The 22,656-nt window shown below is 47.0% G+C and carries 24 protein-coding genes; 20 read left to right on the top strand and 4 right to left on the bottom strand.

Going from position 1 to position 22,656, the window contains the following annotated elements; all coding sequences use genetic code 11:
- Nucleotide 1: 1 nt before the first annotated feature.
- Genes G3M70_01235 through G3M70_01225 form a run of 3 tightly spaced genes read right to left on the bottom strand, consistent with a single transcriptional unit; the run spans nt 2 to nt 4,588 of the window.
- A complete protein-coding gene (locus tag G3M70_01235) occupies nt 2-1,633 on the bottom strand; it encodes a gamma-glutamyltransferase family protein (protein QPJ60582.1) in 1,632 nt (543 codons plus the stop codon).
- The gene (locus tag G3M70_01230; protein QPJ60581.1) at nt 1,630-3,822 is read right to left on the bottom strand and encodes a M20/M25/M40 family metallo-hydrolase; all 2,193 of its coding nucleotides are present in this window, start codon (nt 3,820-3,822) and stop codon (nt 1,630-1,632) included. The genes G3M70_01235 and G3M70_01230 overlap by 4 nt, the downstream gene beginning before the upstream one ends.
- 37 nt (nt 3,823-3,859) lie before the next feature.
- Nucleotides 3,860-4,588, bottom strand: a complete 729-nt coding sequence (locus G3M70_01225; protein ID QPJ60580.1) for a protein kinase — start codon at nt 4,586-4,588, stop codon at nt 3,860-3,862.
- Nucleotides 4,589-5,241: 653 nt separating this feature from the next.
- Between G3M70_01225 and G3M70_01220 the strand changes: the two genes are divergently transcribed.
- The 4 genes from G3M70_01220 to G3M70_01205 all read left to right on the top strand — a co-directional run bounded on the left by G3M70_01220 (nt 5,242) and on the right by G3M70_01205 (nt 8,298).
- Complete coding sequence (locus G3M70_01220) at nt 5,242-5,451, top strand: hypothetical protein (protein ID QPJ60579.1); 210 nt, start codon at nt 5,242-5,244, stop codon at nt 5,449-5,451.
- Nucleotides 5,452-5,487: 36 nt separating this feature from the next.
- Nucleotides 5,488-5,775 carry an Asp-tRNA(Asn)/Glu-tRNA(Gln) amidotransferase subunit GatC gene (gene gatC, locus G3M70_01215; GenBank protein ID QPJ60578.1) on the top strand — a complete coding sequence of 96 codons (288 nt, stop codon included), beginning with the start codon at nt 5,488-5,490 and terminating at the stop codon, nt 5,773-5,775.
- Complete coding sequence (gatA, locus tag G3M70_01210) at nt 5,775-7,226, top strand: Asp-tRNA(Asn)/Glu-tRNA(Gln) amidotransferase subunit GatA (GenBank protein ID QPJ60577.1); 1,452 nt, start codon at nt 5,775-5,777, stop codon at nt 7,224-7,226. Before gatC ends, gatA begins: the two co-directional genes overlap by 1 nt.
- Before the next feature lie 94 nt (nt 7,227-7,320).
- Nucleotides 7,321-8,298, top strand: coding sequence for an HD-GYP domain-containing protein (locus G3M70_01205; protein QPJ60576.1), 978 nt, complete (start codon nt 7,321-7,323; stop codon nt 8,296-8,298).
- Nucleotides 8,299-8,315: 17 nt separating this feature from the next.
- Here the strand turns inward: G3M70_01205 and G3M70_01200 are convergent, their stop codons facing one another.
- Nucleotides 8,316-9,272: a D-2-hydroxyacid dehydrogenase gene (locus G3M70_01200; protein QPJ60575.1), complete on the bottom strand. Its 957-nt coding sequence runs from the start codon at nt 9,270-9,272 to the stop codon at nt 8,316-8,318.
- A gap of 186 nt (nt 9,273-9,458) precedes the next feature.
- Here G3M70_01200 and G3M70_01195 point away from each other — a divergent pair, with 186 nt between their 5' ends.
- The 16 genes from G3M70_01195 (at nt 9,459) to G3M70_01120 (ending at nt 22,652) form a co-directional block, all read left to right on the top strand.
- Nucleotides 9,459-9,794, top strand: coding sequence for an HU family DNA-binding protein (locus tag G3M70_01195; GenBank protein QPJ60574.1), 336 nt, complete (start codon nt 9,459-9,461; stop codon nt 9,792-9,794).
- 118 nt (nt 9,795-9,912) lie between these two features.
- Nucleotides 9,913-10,185: a hypothetical protein gene (locus G3M70_01190; GenBank protein ID QPJ60573.1), complete on the top strand. Its 273-nt coding sequence runs from the start codon at nt 9,913-9,915 to the stop codon at nt 10,183-10,185.
- A gap of 175 nt (nt 10,186-10,360) precedes the next feature.
- Entirely contained in the window at nt 10,361-11,062 is a 702-nt protein-coding gene (locus G3M70_01185) for a succinate dehydrogenase (protein QPJ60572.1), read from the top strand.
- A complete protein-coding gene (gene sdhA / locus G3M70_01180) occupies nt 11,062-13,002 on the top strand; it encodes a succinate dehydrogenase flavoprotein subunit (protein QPJ60571.1) in 1,941 nt (646 codons plus the stop codon). Before G3M70_01185 ends, sdhA begins: the two co-directional genes overlap by 1 nt.
- Before the next feature lie 4 nt (nt 13,003-13,006).
- The gene (gene sdhB / locus G3M70_01175) at nt 13,007-13,756 is read left to right on the top strand and encodes a succinate dehydrogenase iron-sulfur subunit (GenBank protein QPJ60570.1); all 750 of its coding nucleotides are present in this window, start codon (nt 13,007-13,009) and stop codon (nt 13,754-13,756) included.
- A 103-nt stretch (nt 13,757-13,859) separates the two neighbouring features.
- Complete coding sequence (gene ispH, locus G3M70_01170; protein QPJ60569.1) at nt 13,860-14,747, top strand: 4-hydroxy-3-methylbut-2-enyl diphosphate reductase; 888 nt, start codon at nt 13,860-13,862, stop codon at nt 14,745-14,747.
- A 94-nt stretch (nt 14,748-14,841) separates the two neighbouring features.
- Nucleotides 14,842-15,963, top strand: a complete 1,122-nt coding sequence (locus G3M70_01165) for a squalene/phytoene synthase family protein (GenBank protein QPJ60568.1) — start codon at nt 14,842-14,844, stop codon at nt 15,961-15,963.
- Nucleotides 15,956-16,408, top strand: coding sequence for a DUF1566 domain-containing protein (locus G3M70_01160; GenBank protein QPJ60567.1), 453 nt, complete (start codon nt 15,956-15,958; stop codon nt 16,406-16,408). The genes G3M70_01165 and G3M70_01160 overlap by 8 nt, the downstream gene beginning before the upstream one ends.
- Before the next feature lie 9 nt (nt 16,409-16,417).
- Nucleotides 16,418-16,864 (top strand): hypothetical protein, encoded by a 447-nt coding sequence (locus tag G3M70_01155; GenBank protein QPJ60566.1) that lies wholly within the window; start codon nt 16,418-16,420, stop codon nt 16,862-16,864.
- Nucleotides 16,865-16,885: 21 nt separating this feature from the next.
- Nucleotides 16,886-17,293, top strand: a complete 408-nt coding sequence (locus G3M70_01150; GenBank protein ID QPJ60565.1) for a hypothetical protein — start codon at nt 16,886-16,888, stop codon at nt 17,291-17,293.
- 278 nt (nt 17,294-17,571) lie between these two features.
- The gene (locus G3M70_01145; GenBank protein QPJ63668.1) at nt 17,572-18,099 is read left to right on the top strand and encodes a uracil-DNA glycosylase; all 528 of its coding nucleotides are present in this window, start codon (nt 17,572-17,574) and stop codon (nt 18,097-18,099) included.
- 69 nt (nt 18,100-18,168) lie between these two features.
- Complete coding sequence (locus G3M70_01140) at nt 18,169-18,483, top strand: hypothetical protein (GenBank protein ID QPJ60564.1); 315 nt, start codon at nt 18,169-18,171, stop codon at nt 18,481-18,483.
- A 1-nt stretch (nt 18,484) separates the two neighbouring features.
- Nucleotides 18,485-19,426 carry an aldo/keto reductase gene (locus G3M70_01135; protein QPJ60563.1) on the top strand — a complete coding sequence of 314 codons (942 nt, stop codon included), beginning with the start codon at nt 18,485-18,487 and terminating at the stop codon, nt 19,424-19,426.
- Between the two features lie 27 nt (nt 19,427-19,453).
- Nucleotides 19,454-19,801, top strand: a complete 348-nt coding sequence (locus G3M70_01130; protein ID QPJ60562.1) for a hypothetical protein — start codon at nt 19,454-19,456, stop codon at nt 19,799-19,801.
- A gap of 159 nt (nt 19,802-19,960) precedes the next feature.
- Nucleotides 19,961-20,410, top strand: a complete 450-nt coding sequence (locus G3M70_01125; GenBank protein ID QPJ60561.1) for a hypothetical protein — start codon at nt 19,961-19,963, stop codon at nt 20,408-20,410.
- Nucleotides 20,411-20,573: 163 nt separating this feature from the next.
- Nucleotides 20,574-22,652: an AsmA family protein gene (locus tag G3M70_01120; protein ID QPJ60560.1), complete on the top strand. Its 2,079-nt coding sequence runs from the start codon at nt 20,574-20,576 to the stop codon at nt 22,650-22,652.
- Nucleotides 22,653-22,656: the final 4 nt, after the last annotated feature.

Below are 22,656 nucleotides of genomic sequence, written 5' to 3'. Positions count from 1 at the left end.
TTTAAGGACCGGCTGCCGTTCCGTCACGCCTGATTTCAGCAACTCCTTGGAACTCATCTTTGGTATTGCATTTAAGAACAGCGTGAACCGCTCCCAGATAGAATGAGTAAGCTTCTCTGGAATCAATTTTATAACCTGCCTGTTTTAAATATTTAATAATCTCTGGATCAAACCGCTCCTCTTCGATGCTCAGCTTTCCGCCAACCGTGCAATGAAAACGTGGCTTCAGCATAGCCTCACTTATGGGAAGCCCTGAGTCCACAATATGCGATAGAAACTGGCTCATGGCAGAAAAAATACGCTCACTGCCGGGACTTCCTGCAACCAGCCAGGGTTTATCTTTATAGAAAGCGATGATGGGTGCGACCGAGCTCCAGGGAATCGCATTGGGTCTCAAATAGTAAGGATGGGAAGGGTCAGTAATATCCAGCGAGCTCATGTAATTGTTATAGAGAAAGCCCAGCCCCCGTGCCGCCACTTTTGCCCCGTACACCAACTCAATCGACTGTGTAATGCCGATGGCGTTTCCTTCCTTGTCCATGACTGAAAGATGGGTTGTGTCATTTGACAGGGAGAACAATTCGGTTAGAGGCAGAGAGGGGTCAATCCCATCTCGAATGGAAGAAGAAAGATTTCTTGCAAAATCCCGGCTTAGGATTTTCCTGTCATCAGGCAATTGCGGATAGATGTTTGGGTCAAAGGGACGCTCTTTATGATTCAGCAAACCTTTTCTAAATGCCTCGGCAATAAAATGGCAAGCCTGTGCACTTCCACTTTTTAGAATTTTTGATGGTAGGTTTTTCAGTATTTGTAGAACCAGAAGAAGAGTTCTGCCTGCACCCGGTGGCGGTGTCGTGAAGACTTTAACCTTGCGGTAACTTCTGCTGATGGGCTTTCGCTCAACTGGCCAGGGAATCAGAGCCAGATCGTCTCCACGCAAAAAACCCTCGTGGTACCGCATGTCTTCGTCAATCTGTTTCGCGATTTCTCCCGTGTAAAATGACTTGACGCCATGCTGGGCCATGTGCTCCAGCATTTGTTTCAAATCGTCCTGTTTGAAATTGTCACCAACTGGATAGGGGGTGGTCCCATTTTTTAGAAAATATTTTGCTCCTGATAATGAATCTTCTTTCAGGAAGTTTTCTGTTTCCCTTTTTTGCAAGTCATGTTGAAGCTGGGTGATTGCATATCCTTCACGGGCAATGCGTATCGCCGGTTCCAGGATTTTTGACCATTCAAGTTTGCCATAGTGGAAATGTAAATAGCCCAGAACGGCCGGTGTACTCGGAATGGTGGTGGCTTTGTATCCTCGAAACCGCTGTTTTTTTTTATCAATGCGGTCCAAATGAGCAAGAGAGGGAACGCGACTGGATCCATCGAGCGCTATGGTCTTTCCCCGGAAATGGAGAATGGCCATGGACTGACCGCCAATCCCACTGGCCTGGGGTTCACAAACTCCTAAAGCAAAAGCAGATGCGCAGGCGGCATCAATAGCATTCCCGCCTTGTTTGAGCATTTCCACTCCCGCCTCTGTGGCATTGGGAAAAGCAGTGGACACCATACCTTCTGAGGAAGCGGCACACTTTCCATCTTCAGAGGGTGAAAAGCTGTTTTCAATTTTTTCAAGTTTCATGAGCCGAAATTTTTAGAGGATCGATAAATCAGATATGCAAGTAAAACGGCTCGGTCGATCAGGCTGTCCCGGACAACATACTCATTATTTGAACCATACCCTCCGGTTACCGGGCCAAACCCATCAAGGGCCGGTACACCGTGAGCAGAGTTTTCCATGCAGGAAACCATTGCGTTTTCTGCTTTTTTGACGCGGACCTCGAGAGTTTTAGCGATCTTTTCCACTTTTTCAAAAAATGCCAGCGACCTTTCCGTTTCCACAAACGGTTTTCGTTGAGGGCCTTTGGTCACATACACTTTAATATTGCTCTGTGACTTGGTCTCGAAAATACCCCGGATTCGCTCTTCCAGCTTTTTCCGTTGGTCAACTGTCCGGTAACGCGCCAAAAAGGATAACGCTGCGTGGTACGCAGGCTGGTCTTCCATTCCTTTGGTTTGTAGTCCGGTGATTGTGATGAAGATACCTTCTTCCTCTGAGTTTAATTTTCTTAATGCGGTCAATTTTTGTGAGACAAATAAAATAGGATCGCTGACTTCAGAAGAAGCTTTTAATCCCTGCTTGTTTTGTACCCGATTGATTTCAATCTCGAATCTCATAGTACCGGAACAAGAGGTCATGATTTCTCCACTCAAGCCCGCCCCATTTAACCCAACAACGAAATTGGATTTTCCAGACACTTCTTCAATTACGGGCTTCGAGGACCGTTCTCCTAAAGATTCGTCTGTAATCAGCAGGATGCCGCATCTGACCCTTTTCAGCGAGCGCGTGTATCGCAATGCTTTAAGAGCTCCAAGCATGACAGCAAGCCCGCCTTTTCCACGCGCCACGCCTGTTCCATGGAGCCGTCCTTTTTCCTCATAGAATGCATTGAAGTCTTCGTAATCAACCGGGTTGTCCAGATTGCAAATTAATAGGATGTCGTTTGTTTCTTCCATGTGATTGGTCAGATATAAAATATTTCCATACTCTGCCCGTGAATAGACATGGCGCTGGAATCCGAGGGTTCCCAGCTTGTTGGATACCCATCTTCCAAGGGAATTCACTCCTTCAATATTTTGAACATAAGAGTTGATGTCCACCATTTTTTCGAGGTCATCTTCCATTGTCCGGAGATTCCCTCTTAAATGACTTCTCAGGCGAATTCGAAGTGGGTCTTTTTGGGTTTTCGATTCAGGCTCTTCAACCGACAACTGGTCCCTTTGCTGGGTGCCAAAATAACGTTCGACCGCCACATCGAGCATGCGATTGACCATGGTTTCATAGGTGTAGCCAGCAACTTGCGCTGCATGCACATAGGAACCTGTTCCACCGAGGCTGGCCATCGAATTCAATTCCAGGATATAAAGATTGCCCTCTGCGTCCATCCGGAAATCCACCCGGCAAAAGTCGTAAATGCCCAATACCCGGAATGTATCTCTGGTGAGGCGACGAATTTCTTCGGCGGTTTTTTCGTCCACGTTGGCCGGACAAATTTTCCCTTTGGGTTTCTTAAGCTTGTCATCAATGCTCTGAATCGCATCAGGATTCCCTTCCAGATCAATTTCCAGAATGGGAAATATTTCGGGATCCTGATTGCCCAATAACCCGACGGCAAATTCCCTTCCAGGAATAAACTTTTCAACTAAAATTGGCTGCTTGAATTGCTCGACCAGATCCACAACTGCGGTTTTCAGTGAGGGCAGGTCATGGATGACCTGGATTCCCATGGAGACCGCTTCCATTTTTGGTTTCGTGATTACGGGGAAGGGGATGTCATCAGGGACCTGGTCTTCATTAAAAAAGACCCAGTAAGGTGCAGTGGGAAGCCCCGCTGCATGGACCATTACTTTGGTCGTGACTTTGTCCAAAGCCACACCATGACCAGCCGGACTGGACCCGACATACGGGACACCAATCATTTCAAGTAGTGAAGGGATATGAGTGTACCGGCTGACACCCTGAAGGCCGTAAGCCATATTGAATACCATTCCCGGTTGCTCCCCCTGGACGACCCGGGGCATGAACCCTTGCAGTTGTTCAATGACATTTATGTTGCCATCAATCACCCGGACGTTGTGGCCTCCTTTTTCCAGTGCCGACGCGACCTTTTCAACGGTTTTGGGATTGTATTTTTCCTGGTTTTGCATACCAAAAACATTGAGAACACCTTCAAAATCCTGCTGCTTATTGTAGATGACCGCTACTTTCATATGTATATTCCCCCAATGCGAACGACTTTTTTAAAAATTACAATGGCCATTCCATTATTTCAAGATGTTCCCTAAGTTTAGAGGTCGTTTTGAATTTTTTTAAAATCAAATTTCTTTTCAGTCCGGAGCAGATATTTTTAATTTCCTGAGGGTGATCACGGTATGCTGCTTTTCCGCCCAGAATTTCATGGAAAATTTTTATTAAACCTAATAGATCATCCTTAAGAAATTCAGAGCGGGAATTTCCATGGTGGTACAAATCCAGAAGCTTCAGTTCAAAATGGAGTCCGAATTTATTTACGATAATGTTATCTGTGTGGAGATCCCCATGATACTCGTTCCTTAAGTGAATTTCTTCTATCCCTTTTGTTAACGAATATAACAGGTGGAGAGCTTTGAAGGGGTCCAGCTTTTTATTTCGGGAATTTTTTAAAAAATCTGACAAAAGAACACCCTCAATATACTCTGATATCAACGCAATTACTTTGGTTTTTTTTAAAATGATTTCTTCCTGGGTATGGTATTGAATCAACAGAGAGCATTGATTTAGCTTGTGTAGTTTCTGTGCATATCTTTGGGATGTTTTGCCCTTGAAGTTCCTTTGGGGGAAAAACAGCTTGGCGGCCCTTTCAATCCCCGTATGAATTTCTTTAACTTTATAAACTTCCCCTTCATAACCGGAACCGAGCATGGACACCACACGGTATTTTCCAGCGATGGATTTCCCCTCGGGTAAATCAAACGAAGTGATATTGTGTTGGGTCATGATGTCGTCTGGATTTAAAAAAGTTTGTTTAATAAAAGTTTTTTCAAACTAAAAAGAGTTGAAGAGTATTAAACAATAGAAACAGTTTAGCTTTAAATCTGTGGTGATATTTGCAATTTTTTCCGGGGTGTCTTTTGGTGTCATGGGGCATTGTTTTTTATGGATATGTTTTCCAGGGAGAAGAATCTGTTGGGAATTGGGGAAACCTTGAAAATCCTATGAAAATTCTCTTCAAAAGGGTTTTGACTTTTTTTTACGGTTTTGACACCATAAAAGAGTAGGCGTGCGGTTGTGGACGCCAGGGGAGTCCCGGACGCAAATGCTTATCCCCTGGATGAAAGGAGGTGATCCTTTGTCTAGTCACAGTATAAAAGGAGCCTCTACGGAGACCCGATAACGCACGGGTGTCATGAGGCTCCGTGGAAAAAAAGAGTTCCTGTGAAAAGACTTTCCGGTGGACATACCCCCCCCCTTGTTTAATAGAGGGAGAAGGGTGTTCCAAATCCTGAAGGTAGCTGATTTTCGCAGGACTCAAAGGAAAAGCCCCTTCTGATTTGTCAGGAGGGGCTTTTTTATGTCCCAACAGGTTGAGAACCTGTTGATTTTTTGATATAAATCAACGCCACACTCACCAACTATATAAAGAGAGATCCATGGCAACGCTTGAACAATTAAAAACTCATATTTCTACCGCTAAGGAAAAAACGGCTGCTGCAGAGAAAAAAGCCGGAAGTAACAAATACGATAGTGACTTAAGAGCCGCAAGGAAAAAAGAAAAGCGTCTTTCACGCAAGGCGGCAAAATTCGTATATGTTGAAAAAATGAAAGAAGAGAAGAAAAAGAAAAAGAAGGGCGGCGAGTAGTCCCGTTCCTGTTATTCCTACCTTAAGGTCAGCCTAATGAGTGCCTCAGGATTTGATGTGCAGACAGTTGCCCGTCTGGCTCGGCTTGAATTGAGCCTGGAGGAAGAAGACCGTCTCGGTCGGCAATTCGAACAGATTCTGGCCCACATCGATCAGCTCAATACTCTGGACACTTCAGATGTTGAGCCAACTTCTCACGCAATTCCCCTCCAAAATGTGTTTCGGGAGGATAAGGTCGAAATCCGGTTTCCAGATGAAGATTACCTTTCACTATCTCCAGCGAAACACAAGGGACATTACGAAGTTCCGCAGATCATAGGCTGATGTACCGAAACACCATCACCCAGGCCCGGGAAAAACTAAAGAAAAAAGAAATCTCCTCTGTCAAATTGACTGAAGCGTTTTTCGAACGCATAAAATCGGTCGATTCCAATGTGGGTGCCTACCTGCATTTGACACAGGATCAGGCTTTGGAGCAGGCAAAAGAAGCCGACCGGAAAATAAAAGCTGGTGAGGATGCGCCTTTGCTGGGAATCCCACTGGCAATCAAAGACCTCATCTGTATGCAAGGGGTCAAGACGACCTGCGCTTCCCGGATCCTTGAAAACTTTGTAGCTCCCTATGACGCCACCGTAATAAAGAAGCTGAAAGAGGCAGGAGCCGTCTTTCTTGGCAAAGTCAATATGGATGAGTTTGCGATGGGGTCGTCCAACGAAAACTCGGCTTTTCATATGGCACGCAATCCCTGGGACTTTGACTGCGTTGCTGGCGGGTCCAGTGGTGGGTCGGCTGCTGCTGTGGCAGCTCAGGAATGCCTTGCTGCTCTTGGTTCGGATACCGGAGGGTCTATTCGTCAACCCGCCTCCTTTTGCGGGATCACGGGTTTGAAGCCGACCTATGGCCGGGTGTCACGTTTCGGGCTCGTTGCCTTTGCCTCATCCCTGGACCAGATTGGGCCCATGACCCGAACGGTTGAGGATGCGGCCTTGCTCCTCAAAGTCATCAGCGGTCACGACCCAATGGATTCCACTAGTGCCGACGTTGATGTACCGGACTTTGTTGCTGGACTTGATCGGGACCTCAAAGGTTTAAAAGTAGGGATTCCAAAAGAATATTTTGCTGAAGGCCTGGATTCTGAGGTCGAAGAGGCGGTCCGCAGAGGTATCGAACAACTGCAGGCACTTGGGATGGAAACGGTCGATGTTTCATTACCCCACACGGAGCATGCCGTAGCGACCTATTATATTCTGGCTTGTGCTGAAGCGAGCACCAACCTTTCGCGCTACGATGGAGTCCGGTTTGGAACCCGATCCCGGGAATCCGATTCTCTGTACAATATGTACACAAATACCCGTGAAGAAGGATTTGGTGAAGAGGTCAAGAGGAGAATTCTTCTGGGTACCTTTGTGCTCAGTTCCGGGTATTATGATGCATATTATCTTAAAGGGCAGAAAGTGCGCACACTGATCAAGCAGGATTTTGAACGGGCGTTTGAAACCTGTGATGTGGTAGCAGGCCCCGTCTCCCCGGTTCCAGCATTCAAAATCGGGGAAAAAATGGAAGATCCTTTGCAGATGTACCTTTCAGATATTTATACGATTTCCGCAAACCTTGCTGGAATTCCGGGGTTGTCGATACCCTGCGGTCTAACTTCCGGGAAACTGCCTATCGGATTGCAACTTTTGGGTAAAAAATTTGACGAATCCACTCTCCTGGCCATTGGTCACGGATTCCAGCAGTCTACAGACCACCATATCTCTTATCCTGAATTGTAAAACTGCGTAATTTTTCAGGAAAAAGTAAAAATTTCCCTTGGGATTCTTTCCTGCGTCCTTTCAAATAATAAGGGAAGGAGTGTATGTACCTGAAATGACCACAGAAACCAAAGCTGAAAATGAGTATCGTCCTATCAACCCCCGGTTGTTAGGTAATGGCTTCAAGTTCAATTTCAACCTTTACTACAAAACCCATGTTGATGGGCAGGTGAAATTTCTGAAGTTTGCCGACCAGACTGATCAGCATAAGAACAAGATCCAAAGTCTGATAGATTCGGGTGATCTTGAAGAAGAGTTGTTTGTCCGTGAAATGGACATGATGGGTTATTACCAGCAGGCCACGGAGGTGCTACGAGAATATATTGTTGATACGAATATCAGTTTCGAGGAGAAGACCGGGCAGGTTTATGATTTGTCAAAAGACATCATGAATCAGTTTTTCCAATATCAGGTACCAACAAACCTGCTCAAAATGGCCGACCCTGTAATGGAAATGATGGACCAGGTTTTGTCCCAGAAAACTGTGGGGTTCGCCGGGCTTGGTGAAATACTAAACAAGGATTATTATACCTACACTCACAGCGTGAACGTCGGTTTGTATTGCATGACGTATGCCACGAAGATTGGCATGCCCTCTATTGAATCCCGTGAACTGGGGATGGGCGGTATGCTGCATGATGTGGGGAAAGTTGAGGTGCCCATGGAGATCCTCAACAAGGTGGGTAAATTGACAGACCAGGAATTTGTTGAAATGAAGAAGCACCCGGAAGCGGGACGGGATATGCTTAATGGTATGGGTTGTTTCGGCGGTAGAATTTCCCAAATGGCCTACGAACATCATGAAAAATTCAGCGGGAACGGCTACCCACAAGGTTTGAACGGCGAAAATATTTCTTTCGAGGGGCGTATTTGCAAGGTGATGGATGTTTACGATGCGCTCACCACCCGCAGAGCTTATAAGGCCCCAATGACTCCTTTCAAGGCTCTCGACATAATGATAAATGAAATGGGCCCTGAATTTGATATCAATATACTCAACCAGTTTGTCAAATTTCTGGGCCAGGAAGCTTGAGTTAATAGAGATACTTCCTATTTATCGGATTTCACCCACCGTTGGATAAACTCTTCCAAATACAAATCCAGATATTGTGGAGAAGCGGCTGATACATGCGGCTGTATCAGCACGTTGTCGAGTTCCCACAAAGGGGAAGTCTCGGGCAATGGCTCAGGTTCGAACACATCCAGGTAGGCATGTTGGATTTTTTTCGAGTTTAAAGCCTGCAGCAGGTCGGATTCTCTGTAGGGGTTTCCTCTGCCAACATTGTAAAAAATCACTTTCCCATTGAGTTTTTCAAAATGGGAAGGCTTCAACAGCCCATCAGTTTCCTTTCCACCAGGTAAAGTCAGGACAAAGTGGTCAGTCTCAGGCAAAAGATCGGGTAATTGATCAAAGGTTGCCAGTCGGTCCTTCTCATCAAACCAGTCTGGGGCTTGATTTCCCAGGGATCTTTTTATTCCTGTGATCTGGCAGCCAAAGGGTTTAAACGCTTTTCCAATAGCTTGCCCAATCCGGCCAAACCCCAGTATGACAATCCTGGATTTGTAAAGGGATTCTATTCTGTCGGAAATCTTTTTGCGTGCCCACTTTTTCTGGCCCTGTATTTTTCTCGAGAATTCAAATCCCTTGAGAAAGTGGAACGCCGCACCCAGAACACTTTCTGCCATCATAGAGCCATGGAATCCGCCGTGCCAGACCTCGGGGAGAATATTACATTCTGATGGCTCAGGCAGCGCAATCCAATCGGTTCCTGCAGCAGGGGTCGATATCAGTTTCAGGTGCGAGGCTTTTTCCAGCCATTCTTTCTTGAAAAACCAGACGATTACCGCACCCGCATCTGGCAATTGAGATAAAAAGTCCTTTGAATTTAAAAAGGTTTTTACTTTGAAGCCTGGGATGGATTGCTCCAGCAAATCGCGATGCCTTTCCTTAAAATTCCAGCAGGATACATGGGGATGTGTGAGGTAGATGTGAATTTGCTGTTTCATGCGGAGTTCCAAAAATATGTTAACAAAATCATACAATGTTGAAATATACCATAAATGAATAACGTGGCTGCCTCTAAGGTGCGGTTTTATAACTTATTTTAAGTAAAGGGCTTATCGCTGATCTCTTGAAATGGCACGTTCTTTGTAAGTAAGAGGGCGTTGTTAACTAAATGCTCGAGGCGAACCATGATTAGATCAGACCTGGCAGAGAAGCTAGCCATTAGAATGAACATTTCAAAATTGGAAGCAGACCGCCTTATTTTGGCTTTCTGCGATGCAGTCGAAGCCAACCTGAAAATTGATGGCAAAGTTGCCATTCAGGGATTTGGGTCGTTTGTGTTGAAGGAATACAGGCCACGTGTGGGCAAAAAACCCGTTTCTGGTGAGGAGATTGAGATTCCGGCACGCAAGAAACCGGCTTTTCGTCCCAGTAAGGATTTACTCCAATTAATTAATACAGAGCGGGAACCGCGGGTTATCACTCAGGTAAAGGAATCCCCGGGTATTTCAGCCTCCTTTTAGTTAGAATTGGAAGCTGGACCCCGCCCGGGGCTCCTGTTATACTGCCTTTCCGAGGGCCATAATTTTTGATATTCGAGCCCCTCTGATAATTGGTAACTGGACCTGATGGAGGTTTACCATGAGCGATCCTAATACCTGCGGTCGGTGCGGTAGCCAGGCAATTCTAAAGGGCGATATAGGTTTAAGGACCAGTCGTGACCTTGAATTGATCATGGTGGTCCGAAAGGATCATGGTATCGAAAAAAAAATACCCCTCCAGCCCCGCGTGTGTGGCAAATGCGGATTTGTCGATTTATTTGTTAACGAACCACAATCTTTGAAAATAACCTCAGAAGACAAACCAGTAAATCCGGATTATAAAAACCGCCCCCTCCTTGAGCACGATTTCTAAATTTCAGTAATTTCCCCTATTCGTTCAAAACACTTGAGTTAGGCAAACCTTTACGTGACAATGTTGTAGAAGAGGGTTGTCGTTAAGTGGCCTCTTTTTGTTTCCAGGTACGCTTAGTAGAGTTGAATCTCATGTTCGCGGAAAAACGTTTATTTCCGGGCTGGAGTGATTGCGGATGGATCGACTTTCCAAGGATCAAATACATTTCCTTCTGCTTAAAATACATTCCCTCACTGGGCTAGTTCCGATCGGAGCTTACCTCGTTGTTCATCTTTCGGTGAATTCCCTGAGAACAGTTGGTGTCCTTCCCTATCAACTCAGCATCGACGCAATAAACAATCTCCCTTTCCTCATTTGGATTGAAACTATTTTCATTTACATCCCCCTGTTATTTCATTCTTTCATGGGGTTTTACATTTCGAAGTCGGCAAAATATAACCTGTCTCGTTATCGTTATCCCCGGAACGGTCTCTACACACTGCAGCGAATAACCGGTGCCATTGTGTTTGTGTTCCTGATATACCATGTGGGTACTACCGTTGTGCCCAAATGGACTAATGACAAGCACTTGTTTGAGGCGGCTCCTTTTTTAATCGATATACTCAATAATCAATTCGGTACCTGGACGGGGCGTATTCTCTATTTGATTGGGATTACCAGCGCAACCTTCCATTTTGCCAATGGTCTCTGGGGGTTTTGTATTTCCTGGGGGTTGGTCGTTGGTAAAAAGGCTCAACGTAATGCAGCTCTGGCTTTCTCACTGGTTGGGTTGGCGCTCACCGTCATGGGGTTAGCCACCGTTTTTGAATTTTCAATGCATCCTGAATCAACTGTGCCAACCATTCTGGATGCTTCACATCCGGGTGAGGCTTCCTGATGGAAAAACGTCCAAACAGTTTTGTTGTGATCGGTGGAGGCCTTGCCGGGCTGGCCTGCACCATGAAACTTTGTGAAGCCAAGGCAAAGGTAACGCTCGTTTCTTACCAGGCAGTCAAACGGTCGCATTCGGTTTGTGCCCAGGGGGGGATCAATGCGGCCATCAACTCCAAGGGTGAAGGCGACTCTCCCGAAATTCATTTTTACGACACGGTCAAAGGCGGTGACTTTCTCGCCAATCAACCCCTGGTTCGGGACATGTGCTATCAAGCTCCAGCGATTATTCATCTGATGGACCGCCTCGGTGTTGCTTTCAACCGTTCACCGGAAGGACATCTGGAATTCCGTCGATTTGGGGGAACCTTGTATTCACGTACCGCATTTGCCGGTGCAACTACGGGACAACAACTCCTGTATGCGCTCGATGAGCAAGTGCGTCGTTATGAGCACGATGGCCAGGTGACAAAACTTGAATGGCACGAGTACCTTGAAGCAGTGATTGACCACGATGGAGTATGCAAGGGAGCGGTCCTGCACGATTTGCGAACGGGAGAAATTTTTACCGTTGGCGGCGATGCCGTTGTCCTGGCTACTGGAGGTCCATCGCAGGTTTACGGTCGATCGACAGGATCAACGGTCTGCACAGGAGCGGCTGCAACTTCGGCCTATTTGCAGGGAGCGAAATACGGCAACCCGGAATTTATTCAGATTCACCCGACAGCAATACCGGGGCATGACAAGTTGCGTTTGATGAGTGAATCTGCACGGGGAGAAGGCGGGCGCATCTGGGTTCCCAAAAAACCAGGCGATTCCCGACCCCCGCGAGAGGTGCCAGAAAACGAACGCTATTATTTCCTGGAAGAAAACTACCCCCTGTTTGGCAATCTGGTGCCGCGTGATGTGGCAAGCCGGGAAATTTACGATGTGGTTTTCAATAAGAAGATGGGTATTGTGGGTGAACCTATGGTTTACCTCGATTTGACGCATCATCCAAAAGAATACCTCGACAATCGGCTGGGCGGTATCATTGATATTTATGAAAAATTTACGGGCGACGACCCACGGAATGTGCCGATGAAAATTTTTCCGGCCGTGCATTATTCCATGGGGGGGCTTTGGACCGATTTCAAGGACGACGGTCATGGACTGATTGACCATCAGTCTCCGCGCAATCAGATGACTTCTATTCCAGGGTTATACGCTGCGGGTGAAGCAGACTTTCAATATCACGGCGCGAACAGGCTTGGTGCCAATTCCCTGCTCAGTTGTATCTATACGGGATTGATGATGGGGCCTGGTTTAATCCAGTATGCCAAAAACCAGAAAAAGGTATTTGAAAACGTAGAGCCGCAGGTGTTTGAAAAAGCAGCGCACAAGTGGAAGGACAGGTTCAGTAAGATCAAGTCCATGCAGGGCAGTGAAAACCCTTATGACTTGCACAGAGAGTTGGGCGATACGATGATGGAAAATGTATTGATTGTTCGGGACAACACTAAACTGAATAAAGCTCTTTCAATGATCGACGATATCGAAACACGCTCTCATGATATTCGCTGTCTTGACACCACTCACTGGGCCAATCCGACACCGAGTTTTATCAATCAATTGAATTGCATGATCCACCTTTCACGGATCATCGCTATGGGTGCCCTGATGCGAAACGAATTTCGGGGAGCCCACTACAAACCAGAGTTCGATCTCAAACAGCCCTCGGATTTTGATCCACACGAGTATGTTGATTACATGGAGCAAAAGAATTACGGTGAAGTGCCGGAAGAATCATTCCCGGATGGGCACTTGGCTTACATGAAACGGTTTGAGGCGAATAATGAGAGGTGGTTGAAAACCACCATCGCCCATTACGATGAAGGAAAACCCAATATCAGTTACGAACCGGTAGACACCTCGATTGTGCCACCACGTCCCAGAAAATACGATTGATACCATGACAACAAAAAATATTACCATTAAAATAAAACGGCAGGATGCCCCGGATTCAAAACCCTACTGGCAGGAATTTAATGTCCCTTTCAAGGATCATTCCAATATTATTTCCTGCCTTCAGGATATTCAGCGAAGTCCGGAAACCAGTAACGGCGTTTCCATCAATCCTGTTGTATGGGAATGTAATTGCCTCGAGGAAGTTTGCGGGGCTTGTACCATGGTTATTAATGGTCGGGTGAGGCAAGCGTGTACCGCTCTGGTCGATAAACTGTCTCATCCGATAACATTGGAACCAATGTCGAAATTTCCCGTTGTCAGGGATTTGCATGTTGACCGCAGTCGCATGTTTGAAAACCTCAAAAAAGTAAAGGCCTGGATCAATATTGATGGTACTCACGATATTGGGGAAGGACCGGTGCTCCCGGAAAATGAACGGGCCAAACGTTATGTCTTGTCGGAGTGTATGACCTGCGGGTGTTGTCTCGAAGCGTGTCCCCAGTTTTCGAAAGACAACAACTTCCTCGGAGCAGCCACTTTTAGTCAGGTTCGGCTATTTAATGCCCACCCAACCGGCAAATATAATCAAGAGGAAAGGCTGGAAGCGGTGATGGGTGAGGGGGGAATCGCAGATTGCGGTAACGCTCAGGTTTGCGTCGAAGTGTGTCCTAAACACATTCCTTTAACAGAAAGTATCGCGGAAATTGGGGGGCAGACGACCCTTCAGATCATAAAAAACCTGTTATTCAAATAATCAAGTGTTCCAGATCCGGGATTTTTATTCCCAACCCCGGTAGGATTTGCTATGATTTTACCGGAAAAATACTTCTAGAAACCGGAAAAATAAGGACATCCTTATGAAAGTATCGCTGGCAAGTGCGCTTGGCACCTGTTTTGGAGTAAAAGACGCTATCAATATGGCTCTGGAACCCCAGTTCAAGGACGATCTGACTATTGTCGGGCAACTGGTTCATAATCGGCAGGTTAATGAAGCTTTGAAAAAGAATGGGATCTCCCTCGTGAATGGTGTGGATGGGCTCGAGGGTGTTGAAACCAAGAAAGTGATGATCACGGCCCACGGTGCTGCGGAAAAAATGAAAACCCAGCTTACCGATGCCGGGTTTGTTGTGTTCGATGCAAGCTGCCCTCTTGTGATGCGTGTACACAGCCAGATAAAATCCATGGTGGATAAAGATTACTTTCCTGTGGTCATCGGTCAGGAAGCGCATGTTGAGGTAAAAGGGATCGTTGGGGATCTGAAAGAATATATAGTGATTGGTGATGAGGGTGATTTCGAAAAACTGCGGGCTACCGGCAAGCGGAAACTCGGTATTGTCAGCCAGACCACGCAACAGGTGGAAAAAGTAGAGACACTGGTTAAGAAAATCAGGGAAATGGATTGTGTTGACGAGGTGGCATTTGTGAACACTGTCTGCCAGCCTACGCGGGACCGGCAGGTAGCCGTCCGGGAACTGGCTGACCAGGTTGACCTGATGATTGTGATTGGTGGATATAATTCCTCCAACACAAAAAAGCTGGTTGCTGTGTGCGAAGAAAAGAATGTCGAAGCGCATCATATTGAAGATTCTTCGCAGCTTGATCGACAATGGTTTCAGGGTAAGCAGCATGTGGGTATCACCGCAGGTACCAGCACACCAGAGTGGGTCATCAACGAAGTGCACACGGCCATTCTGAAAATTGCCCAGGAAATGGATTCGCTGGAGCAACCCGTCACTGCCTCCTGAAAAACACAATAGCCGAACCCCAAAAACGAGCTACAACTTTGCTAGAGTGAGCCCCGGCTTTTTTTAAAGGCGGAGTTCCGGAATTGTTTTGTCCATGAACGATTGGGAATATTGTGAACAGGCGCTGCCGAAAGTCAGCCGTACCTTTGCGCTCAACATTTGCGTTCTGGAAGGTGATCTGAAAAACAGTATTCTGGTCGCCTATTTGTTTTGCAGAATTGTGGACACAGTGGAGGACGCAGCTGACCTTGATGCAAATATCAAAGTTCGTTTGCTGGAAGAATTTTCCCGAATCATACAGGACCCCGAGGTTCGTGCGTCTTCGCTTTCAAAATGGGTTGGAGACTGTTGTGCGGTAGATGGAACAGAAAACGATCTCGACCTTCTATCTAATACGGAAGCGGTGTTCCGGGCCTTTGATACTTTGCCAAAAAATCATCAGGAACAAATCATCCCTTCTGTGTCCGAAATGGCCCTGGGAATGGCCTATTTCCAACAAAAATTTGATTCATCCGGTTTGACTCTTCTTGAATCCCAGGAAGAGTTGGAAGAGTATTGCTTTTTTGTTGCCGGTCTGGTGGGTGAAATGTTGTGTAACCTTTTTTTTCAGGCACTTCCCAATCTGCCTCCTGCCTCAAAAAAAACCATGCGAGAGACTGCGGTCTCCTTTGGTCTGGGGCTGCAGATGACCAATATCAGTAAGGACATGATTGTCGATCGTTCTCGCGGCTGGTCCTATATTCCCCGAGCTTATATTTCGGAGGCCGGACTAACGGTTGAAGCGTTCAGTGATGGGGGAGAAGAAGACAAAAGCCTCAAGGTACTGAGCCGGATTTTGAATAAGACCATGGGCCACCTTGAAGACGCGTTGCGGTTCACTCTGGCAATCCCATCCAGCGCAACCAGAATTCGATTGTTCTGTATCTGGCCGTTGTGGATGGCGATGGAAACGGTGGCTGTACTTCATAACAACAAGGCACTATTAAAGTCAGATGACCCGGTTAAAATCACACGCAAGACTGTGAGACGTATTCTCCGGCGAACCCGGTTGATTTGTTTTTCAGACTTACTGCTGAAATGGTCTTTTGGCGGTATACAAAAAAGAGCGCAATTGGAAAACCCGCCGCGATTTGATCTCAATGCCCTGAAATCGCGCCTGAAAATTCTGGGGTTGGGATCGCCGCAGTCAGCTGACAAGGAAGCCCAATATGGATGATGAGTCAAATGTCGATGAACCAAAATATGTGAATAATGGCAAAGGCATTGTGACGGATAATGAAACAACGCTGATGTGGATGGAGCAGGATACCTGGCAAATGGAAACGCGCTGGGTCACCTGGGATGAGGCTCGAGACTTTCAACTTTTAATGGGTCAAACCAAACATGCTGGATATAATGACTGGCGACTTCCAACATTGGAAGAGGCACTCAGTCTGGTCGCTCCCGAAAGTAATAATAAAGACAAGTATGAAAAACCCATTTTTCTGGACCCCGTTTTTCCTGAAGGTTGTCTGGCAACTTTCTGGTGCGAGGACGGAGTGGGGCAAGACGGTTACATAGTCAATTTAAATACAGGGAAAAAAAGTCTGCTCTATAAAAGCAAAAGCGGTCGAATGGCGGCACGTTTGGTGCGGGGTACTCCTGTTGGCCTGGGGGATTGAGGGTAAATAATGAATCACAATCAATTATTCAATATCGCAGGCGGTGTCTGGGGACTGGTCGGTGTGATGATGATCCTGCGAGGCGCCGATATGTTCAAGCTCGCTGTGGAGCAACAGCAGGTTTCCGACAATGTGCTGATAATTGCTATCGCGACAAGCCTTGTCATCGGTGGGGCAAAGGGAAAGTTTGTTTTTTCCAAAACAGCAAGAAAAAACAAGGAGCGCATTTCGGCTCTTTCAACCCCGTTAAAGGTGCATCAGGTGTATTCACCCAAATTTTACCTCTTTATAATTGGAATGATGGCGTTCGGTTTTTCCCTGCGTTCTTACAATGAGTTGATTGGCGGGTATGTGGTCGTAGGAGCCATTTACGTTGGTGTCGGATTGGCATTGGCTGTTTCCAGCTTTTATTACTGGAAGCCGCAGCCCGGAACGGTGGTTCATCCAGAATCCTGATTAATTTTCACTGGAGATTTTGTGAAAAACTTTTTTCTTTCGCTGCACATGGTTTCCATGTGTCTGGTTATTGGCACATTATTCCTGCAGTCTCTAACTGTGGTTTTTCGGTTGCGTTTAAAAACCCCCGAAGAGCGTGCGGGGCTGCGCGCAACTCAGGTGCGCATTCATAAGTTTATTTATTATCCCATCCTGTTAGTCACCATTTTTTCTGGTACCTTTCTTGCCGTAAAAACGGAGGTATTTAAAAACGGGCACTGGATTTATCCTAAATTGGGTTTGCTGGTCATATTGATTGGGCTCGGTATCTTGAACGGGGTGCAGATTAAAAAAGATCTCATGCCGAAAAAGTATGCGATGATGGTGCATATCGCTATTTTCATCATTGGAGCGTGGATGATTTACTACGCGACTGTCAAACCCATTTAATTTATACTTAATGCCTTATGGATATTATCTTCACCATCATAGCCAGCGCCTTGATGCTGGTTGGCTTCCTCGTTATTTGCCGGACCAGCGCAGAGGAGGAAGATGAATACTATGACGATGAAGAGGAGGAACAAGAAAGTCCCGCCGGTACCATCGCAAAAAAAGAAACCGACACCCCCCCCATTCCTGACCAAAGCAAGCACTCTTCTAAGAAAAATAGACTGAAAAAATCAAAAGCCCTGTTTCAGGAAGCCGCAGATTGTACCCTTTGCCCACGAATGGCCAGTGAATGTGCGGTGCTTGGAAAAAATAACGGATCATTGCATTCCAGTGTGGTGTTCATTGCCGAAGCACCGGGCAGGTTCGGCAGTGGTCGCACCGGAATTCCCTTCTATGGTGACAAGTCAGGCGAAAACTTTCAGGAACTAATCGACCATGTTGGTCTCACTCGTGAAGATATCTTCATCACCAACGCTGTATTGTGCAATCCCATCTCAGAGGGCGTGAACAGCCGGCCCACGGCAAAAGAGATTAAAAACTGTTCGGGATTTTTAAAGTCGACCTTGGACCTGATTCAGCCAAAGCTGGTTGTGACGCTTGGGGGAGTGGGGCTGGAAGCGATCAACCGTCTGCTGGGGACACGCTATAAACTCAATGACCATGCTGCCCGGCTGGTTACACTGGAAAAATTTCAACTGCTTCCTCTTTATCACCCCAGTCCCCGGGTGGCCAACTGGCGTCGGCCTCTCCAACAACAAAAAAAAGATTTTCGGTTGATTTTAAAGGCTTTAAAGGTGTCAGCTTGACCGGTGTCTGGTCGCATCTTATAGGATTAATGAAAGGATAGTGGTTTATCATGAATGGAGGTGAGAATCATGATCCATGTTAATCGTAACAATAAAAACTTTGTATCCGATGCTTTCGGGACCCTGTTCACTGCGTCTCTGTTGATGGGACTTTCCTTGCTCGCATTGGGTGTTCTTATTTTTGTATTTCCGCAATTGATCGGGTTCCTGGTTGCGGCCTTTATCCTGTTTGCAGGCGGTGCAGTCCTTTACGGAGCCTGGAAGGTTTGGCAGGTTAAACGTGAAGTGAAAGCCGTACAGGACGAATGGATGACACAACCGGAATTTGAGGAAATCAAACGCCGCCCGTATACTTTTCGACGGGTGACCTGGATTGTGAGGTGAAATGCGATCATTGAGTGTTGAAGGGCTGGGTAAGCCCTGGACCCGGATAACGTTTGGATGTTGGCAGATTGCTCCAAGCGGTGGTTGGGGAGATCTGTGTACCGCTGAAGAAGCGGACCGGGTTGTCAAGGCAGCTTACGATGGAGGGATCCGGGCTTTCGATACGGCTGAAGGTTACGGCGATGGAGAATCCGAACGCCGTCTGGCGAAGGCTTTGGGAACTAATAAGGATGAAGTCCTTATCATTTCCAAAATGTGGCCGGATGCGCCTTTTACCTTGCCTGCTTACACGGAGCGACTGGACAATACCCTGAAAGCTCTGGATCGGGACTACGTGGATGTTTACCTGATGCATTGGCCGAGTGATGATTTCAGCAATCCGGCCAATGCGCAAAAAATGGTGGAGCTGATGGTAGCGCTACGCGATTCAGGGAAAACTCGTGCCATCGGCCTGTCCAATTTCAGGGCTGAGGATTTGAAACGCCTCGGCAATGGGCTATCAGAATTTACAGTCAACCAGGTGCCGTACAACCTGTTGCAAAGGGAATACGAAGGGGAAACGATAGAAATATGCCAAAAGGCGGGAGTGGGTTACATGGCCTACTCCCCCACAGCGCGCGGCCTGTTTGGCGGTCGTGTCGATGCTGAAGCCCGTCGACCTCCGACTCGACAGCAATATTTTCTATATCAGGAGCCTTATTTCTCCAGGACGAAGCCCGCAATAGACCTGCTGGCCGAAATCGCACTGGAGTTGAACACTTCTCCCATTAATGTAGCGGTAGCCTGGGTCATCGCCCAGAGCAATTTGACCACGGCCGTCGTTGGATCTCGAAAATGGCAACAGATTGAAGAAGTTTGCCCCGCCGGAGATCTGACTTTGAGTGTAGAACAACTGGAACGCCTGAATGCTGTCAGTGATCAGTTTCAGAAGGAGACTGGATGACCTCCGCATTCAGCAGAGGCTATAACGATGTCAAATGAGATGGACGGGGACTATGAACCCGGCGGAATCACTATGGGACCGGAAGAGCGGCTGGAGCGTGAGATCGCTAAATCCAAATCTCTTAAAGTGGAAAGGCTGCAACTCCGCGATCGAATATCCAGACTGGAGGAGAAAGTTGAGGCTCTTGACCGTGAAAACTCGGAAATGGCCCGAAAACTGGCGGAACAGGCAATACACTCACCTCAAACTAAAATAGAGGAAGCCTCAAAAGAACAAACCTGTGGTACGGGACTCGCGAATAACTGGATTCTGGGCGGAATGGCTATATTATTGATTGCATCAGTACTTTTAGCGGTACGTTGGTTCCTGGGATGAGCACCTTCTTCACCGAAATCATTTTCCGGCAATTAATTCTTCGAAAAATTGAATCCTTGCACCTCAATTGCCCATCTAAATCGCAAGGTTCAGCAACCGGCTCCCTGCCGGATAAACCAAACAATTTCTGATTTTTTTGAACGAAAGGGGAGGGTCCTCATGTGGCTCATTGAATTTTTTCACGTACTTTTTGGCATCCTGTGGATCGGCCTTCTGTATTTCTTTAATCTGGTGCAGGTACAATCCATGCCTCAGATGACCGAAGCGGGAGCCGCGAAGCCTTACACACAAATCATTGTACCCAAGGCTCTCTTTCTTTTCCGATGGGCTGCCATGGGAACCTTGGTCTTCGGCATCATCTACTACATCATGGGTGGCGGAGTAAAAGGAATAATCCACATCGGTATGTTTTTGGGAGTTATCATGTGGTTCAACGTATGGTTCATTATCTGGCCCAACCAGAAAAAGATCATCGCGGGAGAACTGGAAGGTGACGCACTGGCAAAAGCCAAGCGGACCGCATTCCTGGCCAGCCGGACCAATGCCTGGCTCTCCCTTCCCATGTTGGCTTGTATGGTCGCGTCCGGCCATGGTGGCTTTAATTTCTAGGGTTTGACTCAAAAAATTTAGGCTGACAGGTATTTTCCAGGAATTATTTCCTGTTTTAACGGTCGCGGATTTTTCCGCGGCCGTTTTTTTTTGTTTAATGGGTTTTTGAGCATAAAAAAAGGGGTATACATAACGTATTGTTTTAATTGTATAATTGAAGAGTATGAAACTTGACCTTCCTGCCCCGACCGATACCCCTGAACCCGACAACTCCCCTGGTTTTTTCAAGCGGTTTGTTAAAGTCATTTTTATTTTTTTCGTGGTTCTGGTTGTATTGATTTTTGTCCTCATCCAGACAGTAGACGTAAACACACTGCGGGAGCCCATCACTAAAGCCCTTTCAGACGCTTCCGGACTTGATGTGAATATTGGGTCCCTGGATCTTGACTGGTCTGGTGGAATGGGTTTGCGCGCGGGCGAGGTTTCTGTCTATTCACAAAAGGGAAAGCGCACCCTGTTTTCCTCTGAAGCCCTGTTCCTGCGGGTAAAGTGGGCTCCACTGCTGGACAAGCAGGTCGAAGTGGAAGAGGCGGTCATTCAAAAGCCAGTGTTTCTCATCCAACCACAAGTTTCCTCTGTTAAACCGGAAGATTCTTCATCCAGGTTAAACCAAGTCAGCGCGCTCACCCCCCGCCACGTTGGCCTTGGCCCCATGAAGCGCCTGCTGATGGGGCTGCATCTGAATGCCGAGACGGTCCGGGTTAAAAATGCAAAAATATTATGGTTCCCAACTAGTGATTCTAATGCGGAACCCCTGCAGTTCCACGCTTCACTGGTTCTTAAGGTTAACCGGCCCGATGAGAAAAGGCTGGATCTGGATGTTCGCGAACTGGATTTTTCTTCAGAAGGTTTTAAAATTACAGGTGAAATTGCTGCCCATAATGCATTGAGTCCGCAAGGCCATTTTAAGGCCAACTTAAAAGGCAAACCTCTCGAACTGGAGACGCTTTCGGAATTTGTCGATTTCCTGCCGCCCCATGTTAAAGAAGTCTGGAACCAGTTTGATCCATCAGGAGAGATCAAGACCTGGAGTCTGAAAGCCAATGCTGAGGGGATTAACCTGTTCGATGAGTCCTCCCTGAAAGGGGAAAAAGTGAATGCAGGGTTGACGTTTGATGTGAAAAACTTGGTGTTGCAGCCTCCGGCAGATCGTCCAGAATTAAGGCAGGGTTTTACCTTTCTCAAAGGAACCGTGAACTGGAACAATAGAAAACTTGTTCATGAGCTCGAGGGTGAAGTCCGGGACCTGGCTTTCACTGCGAAAGGAAATCTGGATTTTTCGAAGGCTCCCCACCTGCAAACAGTAATCCGAATCCCGAGGGCTCGTGCAGACCTGTTGAATGAATGGCTGCCACGTGACTGGGAAATCGAACAGGGAGCCATGTCGCATCGTGTCAATATTCGCGGACCCTTGGACCAGCCGGAAGCATTTCAGTTGGACGGAGTGGTAGAAGGAGAGAGATGGGTTGTCGGTTTCAAACGCGATACTCACCTGAAAATTCCAATGACACGTATCAAGGGTGGCTGGAATTTCAAGAATGAAACACTAACCATTCCTTCCCTGGAAATAGCACCTCCCAATGGCACTATCAAATCCAAAGGGCAGTACCAGGTTTCTGACCGAACTTATCAATTGAGCTATCAAGGAGAGGGATTGCGGGTCGAGGATTTTTACCAGCAGAATGTAGACGGCGATCTTGCAACTAAAGGTGTTGTCTCGGGCAGAATACCGGAAAGGGGCTCGCCGTTGAACGCTGTTTCCGGTGATATTACCTTTGCGGCAACCTCGGGAAGGTTCCACCAGCTCGAGCCGCTCCGGGCTTTACTCACCGCGCTCAATCCTTTGTCCGTGACAAAACTCAACCAGAAAGGTTTGAGTTATGATTCGCTTGGCGGTGACTTCAAGATCGCCAGAGGGAAAGCGACTACCCGCAACCTGGCTTTGCTATCCCCGGAAATGAAAATCTATATGGTGGGGTGGCTGGATCGCATCATCAACCATGTTGAAATGCAGGGTCGGTTTCAACCTTCGCAGACGCTTGATAAAGCCGTCAAGGCAGTACCGCTTCTCGGCGAGATTCTCACCGGTGGGAAAAAGGGAGGTGTTCTTGAAACCCGTTTTAAAGTTTCCGGGCCGCTGAAACGTCCAAGAGTCACTCTGGATGCAAAAGGTACCTTGGCGGGAAAAGGTGGCGATATTTTGAGAGAGCTGGGTCGCTTGCCGGGTAAACTGGCAAGGTAGTGGG

It is taken from the genome of Candidatus Nitronauta litoralis (assembly GCA_015698285.1).
GTDB lineage: Bacteria > Nitrospinota > Nitrospinia > Nitrospinales > Nitrospinaceae > Nitronauta > Nitronauta litoralis.
The sequence above is the reverse complement of the archived record's forward strand: the minus strand, read 5'-3'. Positions and strand labels throughout refer to the sequence as shown.

What these genes read in the sequence shown, in the direction of transcription:
- G3M70_01140 (QPJ60564.1), top strand. Translation starts at nt 18,169, where the DNA reads ATGATCCATGTTAATCGTAACAATAAAAACTTTGTATCCGATGCTTTC.
- sdhB (QPJ60570.1), top strand. Translation starts at nt 13,007, where the DNA reads ATGACAACAAAAAATATTACCATTAAAATAAAACGGCAGGATGCCCCG.
- G3M70_01220 (QPJ60579.1), top strand. Translation starts at nt 5,242, where the DNA reads ATGGCAACGCTTGAACAATTAAAAACTCATATTTCTACCGCTAAGGAA.
- G3M70_01205 (QPJ60576.1), top strand. Translation starts at nt 7,321, where the DNA reads ATGACCACAGAAACCAAAGCTGAAAATGAGTATCGTCCTATCAACCCC.
- G3M70_01195 (QPJ60574.1), top strand. Translation starts at nt 9,459, where the DNA reads ATGATTAGATCAGACCTGGCAGAGAAGCTAGCCATTAGAATGAACATT.
- G3M70_01235 (QPJ60582.1), bottom strand. Translation starts at nt 1,633, where the DNA reads ATGAAACTTGAAAAAATTGAAAACAGCTTTTCACCCTCTGAAGATGGA.
- G3M70_01165 (QPJ60568.1), top strand. Translation starts at nt 14,842, where the DNA reads ATGAACGATTGGGAATATTGTGAACAGGCGCTGCCGAAAGTCAGCCGT.
- G3M70_01225 (QPJ60580.1), bottom strand. Translation starts at nt 4,588, where the DNA reads ATGACCCAACACAATATCACTTCGTTTGATTTACCCGAGGGGAAATCC.
- G3M70_01155 (QPJ60566.1), top strand. Translation starts at nt 16,418, where the DNA reads ATGAATCACAATCAATTATTCAATATCGCAGGCGGTGTCTGGGGACTG.
- G3M70_01130 (QPJ60562.1), top strand. Translation starts at nt 19,454, where the DNA reads ATGTCAAATGAGATGGACGGGGACTATGAACCCGGCGGAATCACTATG.
- G3M70_01120 (QPJ60560.1), top strand. Translation starts at nt 20,574, where the DNA reads ATGAAACTTGACCTTCCTGCCCCGACCGATACCCCTGAACCCGACAAC.
- ispH (QPJ60569.1), top strand. Translation starts at nt 13,860, where the DNA reads ATGAAAGTATCGCTGGCAAGTGCGCTTGGCACCTGTTTTGGAGTAAAA.
- G3M70_01185 (QPJ60572.1), top strand. Translation starts at nt 10,361, where the DNA reads ATGGATCGACTTTCCAAGGATCAAATACATTTCCTTCTGCTTAAAATA.
- G3M70_01230 (QPJ60581.1), bottom strand. Translation starts at nt 3,822, where the DNA reads ATGAAAGTAGCGGTCATCTACAATAAGCAGCAGGATTTTGAAGGTGTT.
- G3M70_01190 (QPJ60573.1), top strand. Translation starts at nt 9,913, where the DNA reads ATGAGCGATCCTAATACCTGCGGTCGGTGCGGTAGCCAGGCAATTCTA.
- gatA (QPJ60577.1), top strand. Translation starts at nt 5,775, where the DNA reads ATGTACCGAAACACCATCACCCAGGCCCGGGAAAAACTAAAGAAAAAA.
- G3M70_01160 (QPJ60567.1), top strand. Translation starts at nt 15,956, where the DNA reads ATGGATGATGAGTCAAATGTCGATGAACCAAAATATGTGAATAATGGC.
- G3M70_01125 (QPJ60561.1), top strand. Translation starts at nt 19,961, where the DNA reads ATGTGGCTCATTGAATTTTTTCACGTACTTTTTGGCATCCTGTGGATC.
- G3M70_01200 (QPJ60575.1), bottom strand. Translation starts at nt 9,272, where the DNA reads ATGAAACAGCAAATTCACATCTACCTCACACATCCCCATGTATCCTGC.
- sdhA (QPJ60571.1), top strand. Translation starts at nt 11,062, where the DNA reads ATGGAAAAACGTCCAAACAGTTTTGTTGTGATCGGTGGAGGCCTTGCC.
- gatC (QPJ60578.1), top strand. Translation starts at nt 5,488, where the DNA reads ATGAGTGCCTCAGGATTTGATGTGCAGACAGTTGCCCGTCTGGCTCGG.
- G3M70_01135 (QPJ60563.1), top strand. Translation starts at nt 18,485, where the DNA reads ATGCGATCATTGAGTGTTGAAGGGCTGGGTAAGCCCTGGACCCGGATA.
- G3M70_01145 (QPJ63668.1), top strand. Translation starts at nt 17,572, where the DNA reads ATGGCCAGTGAATGTGCGGTGCTTGGAAAAAATAACGGATCATTGCAT.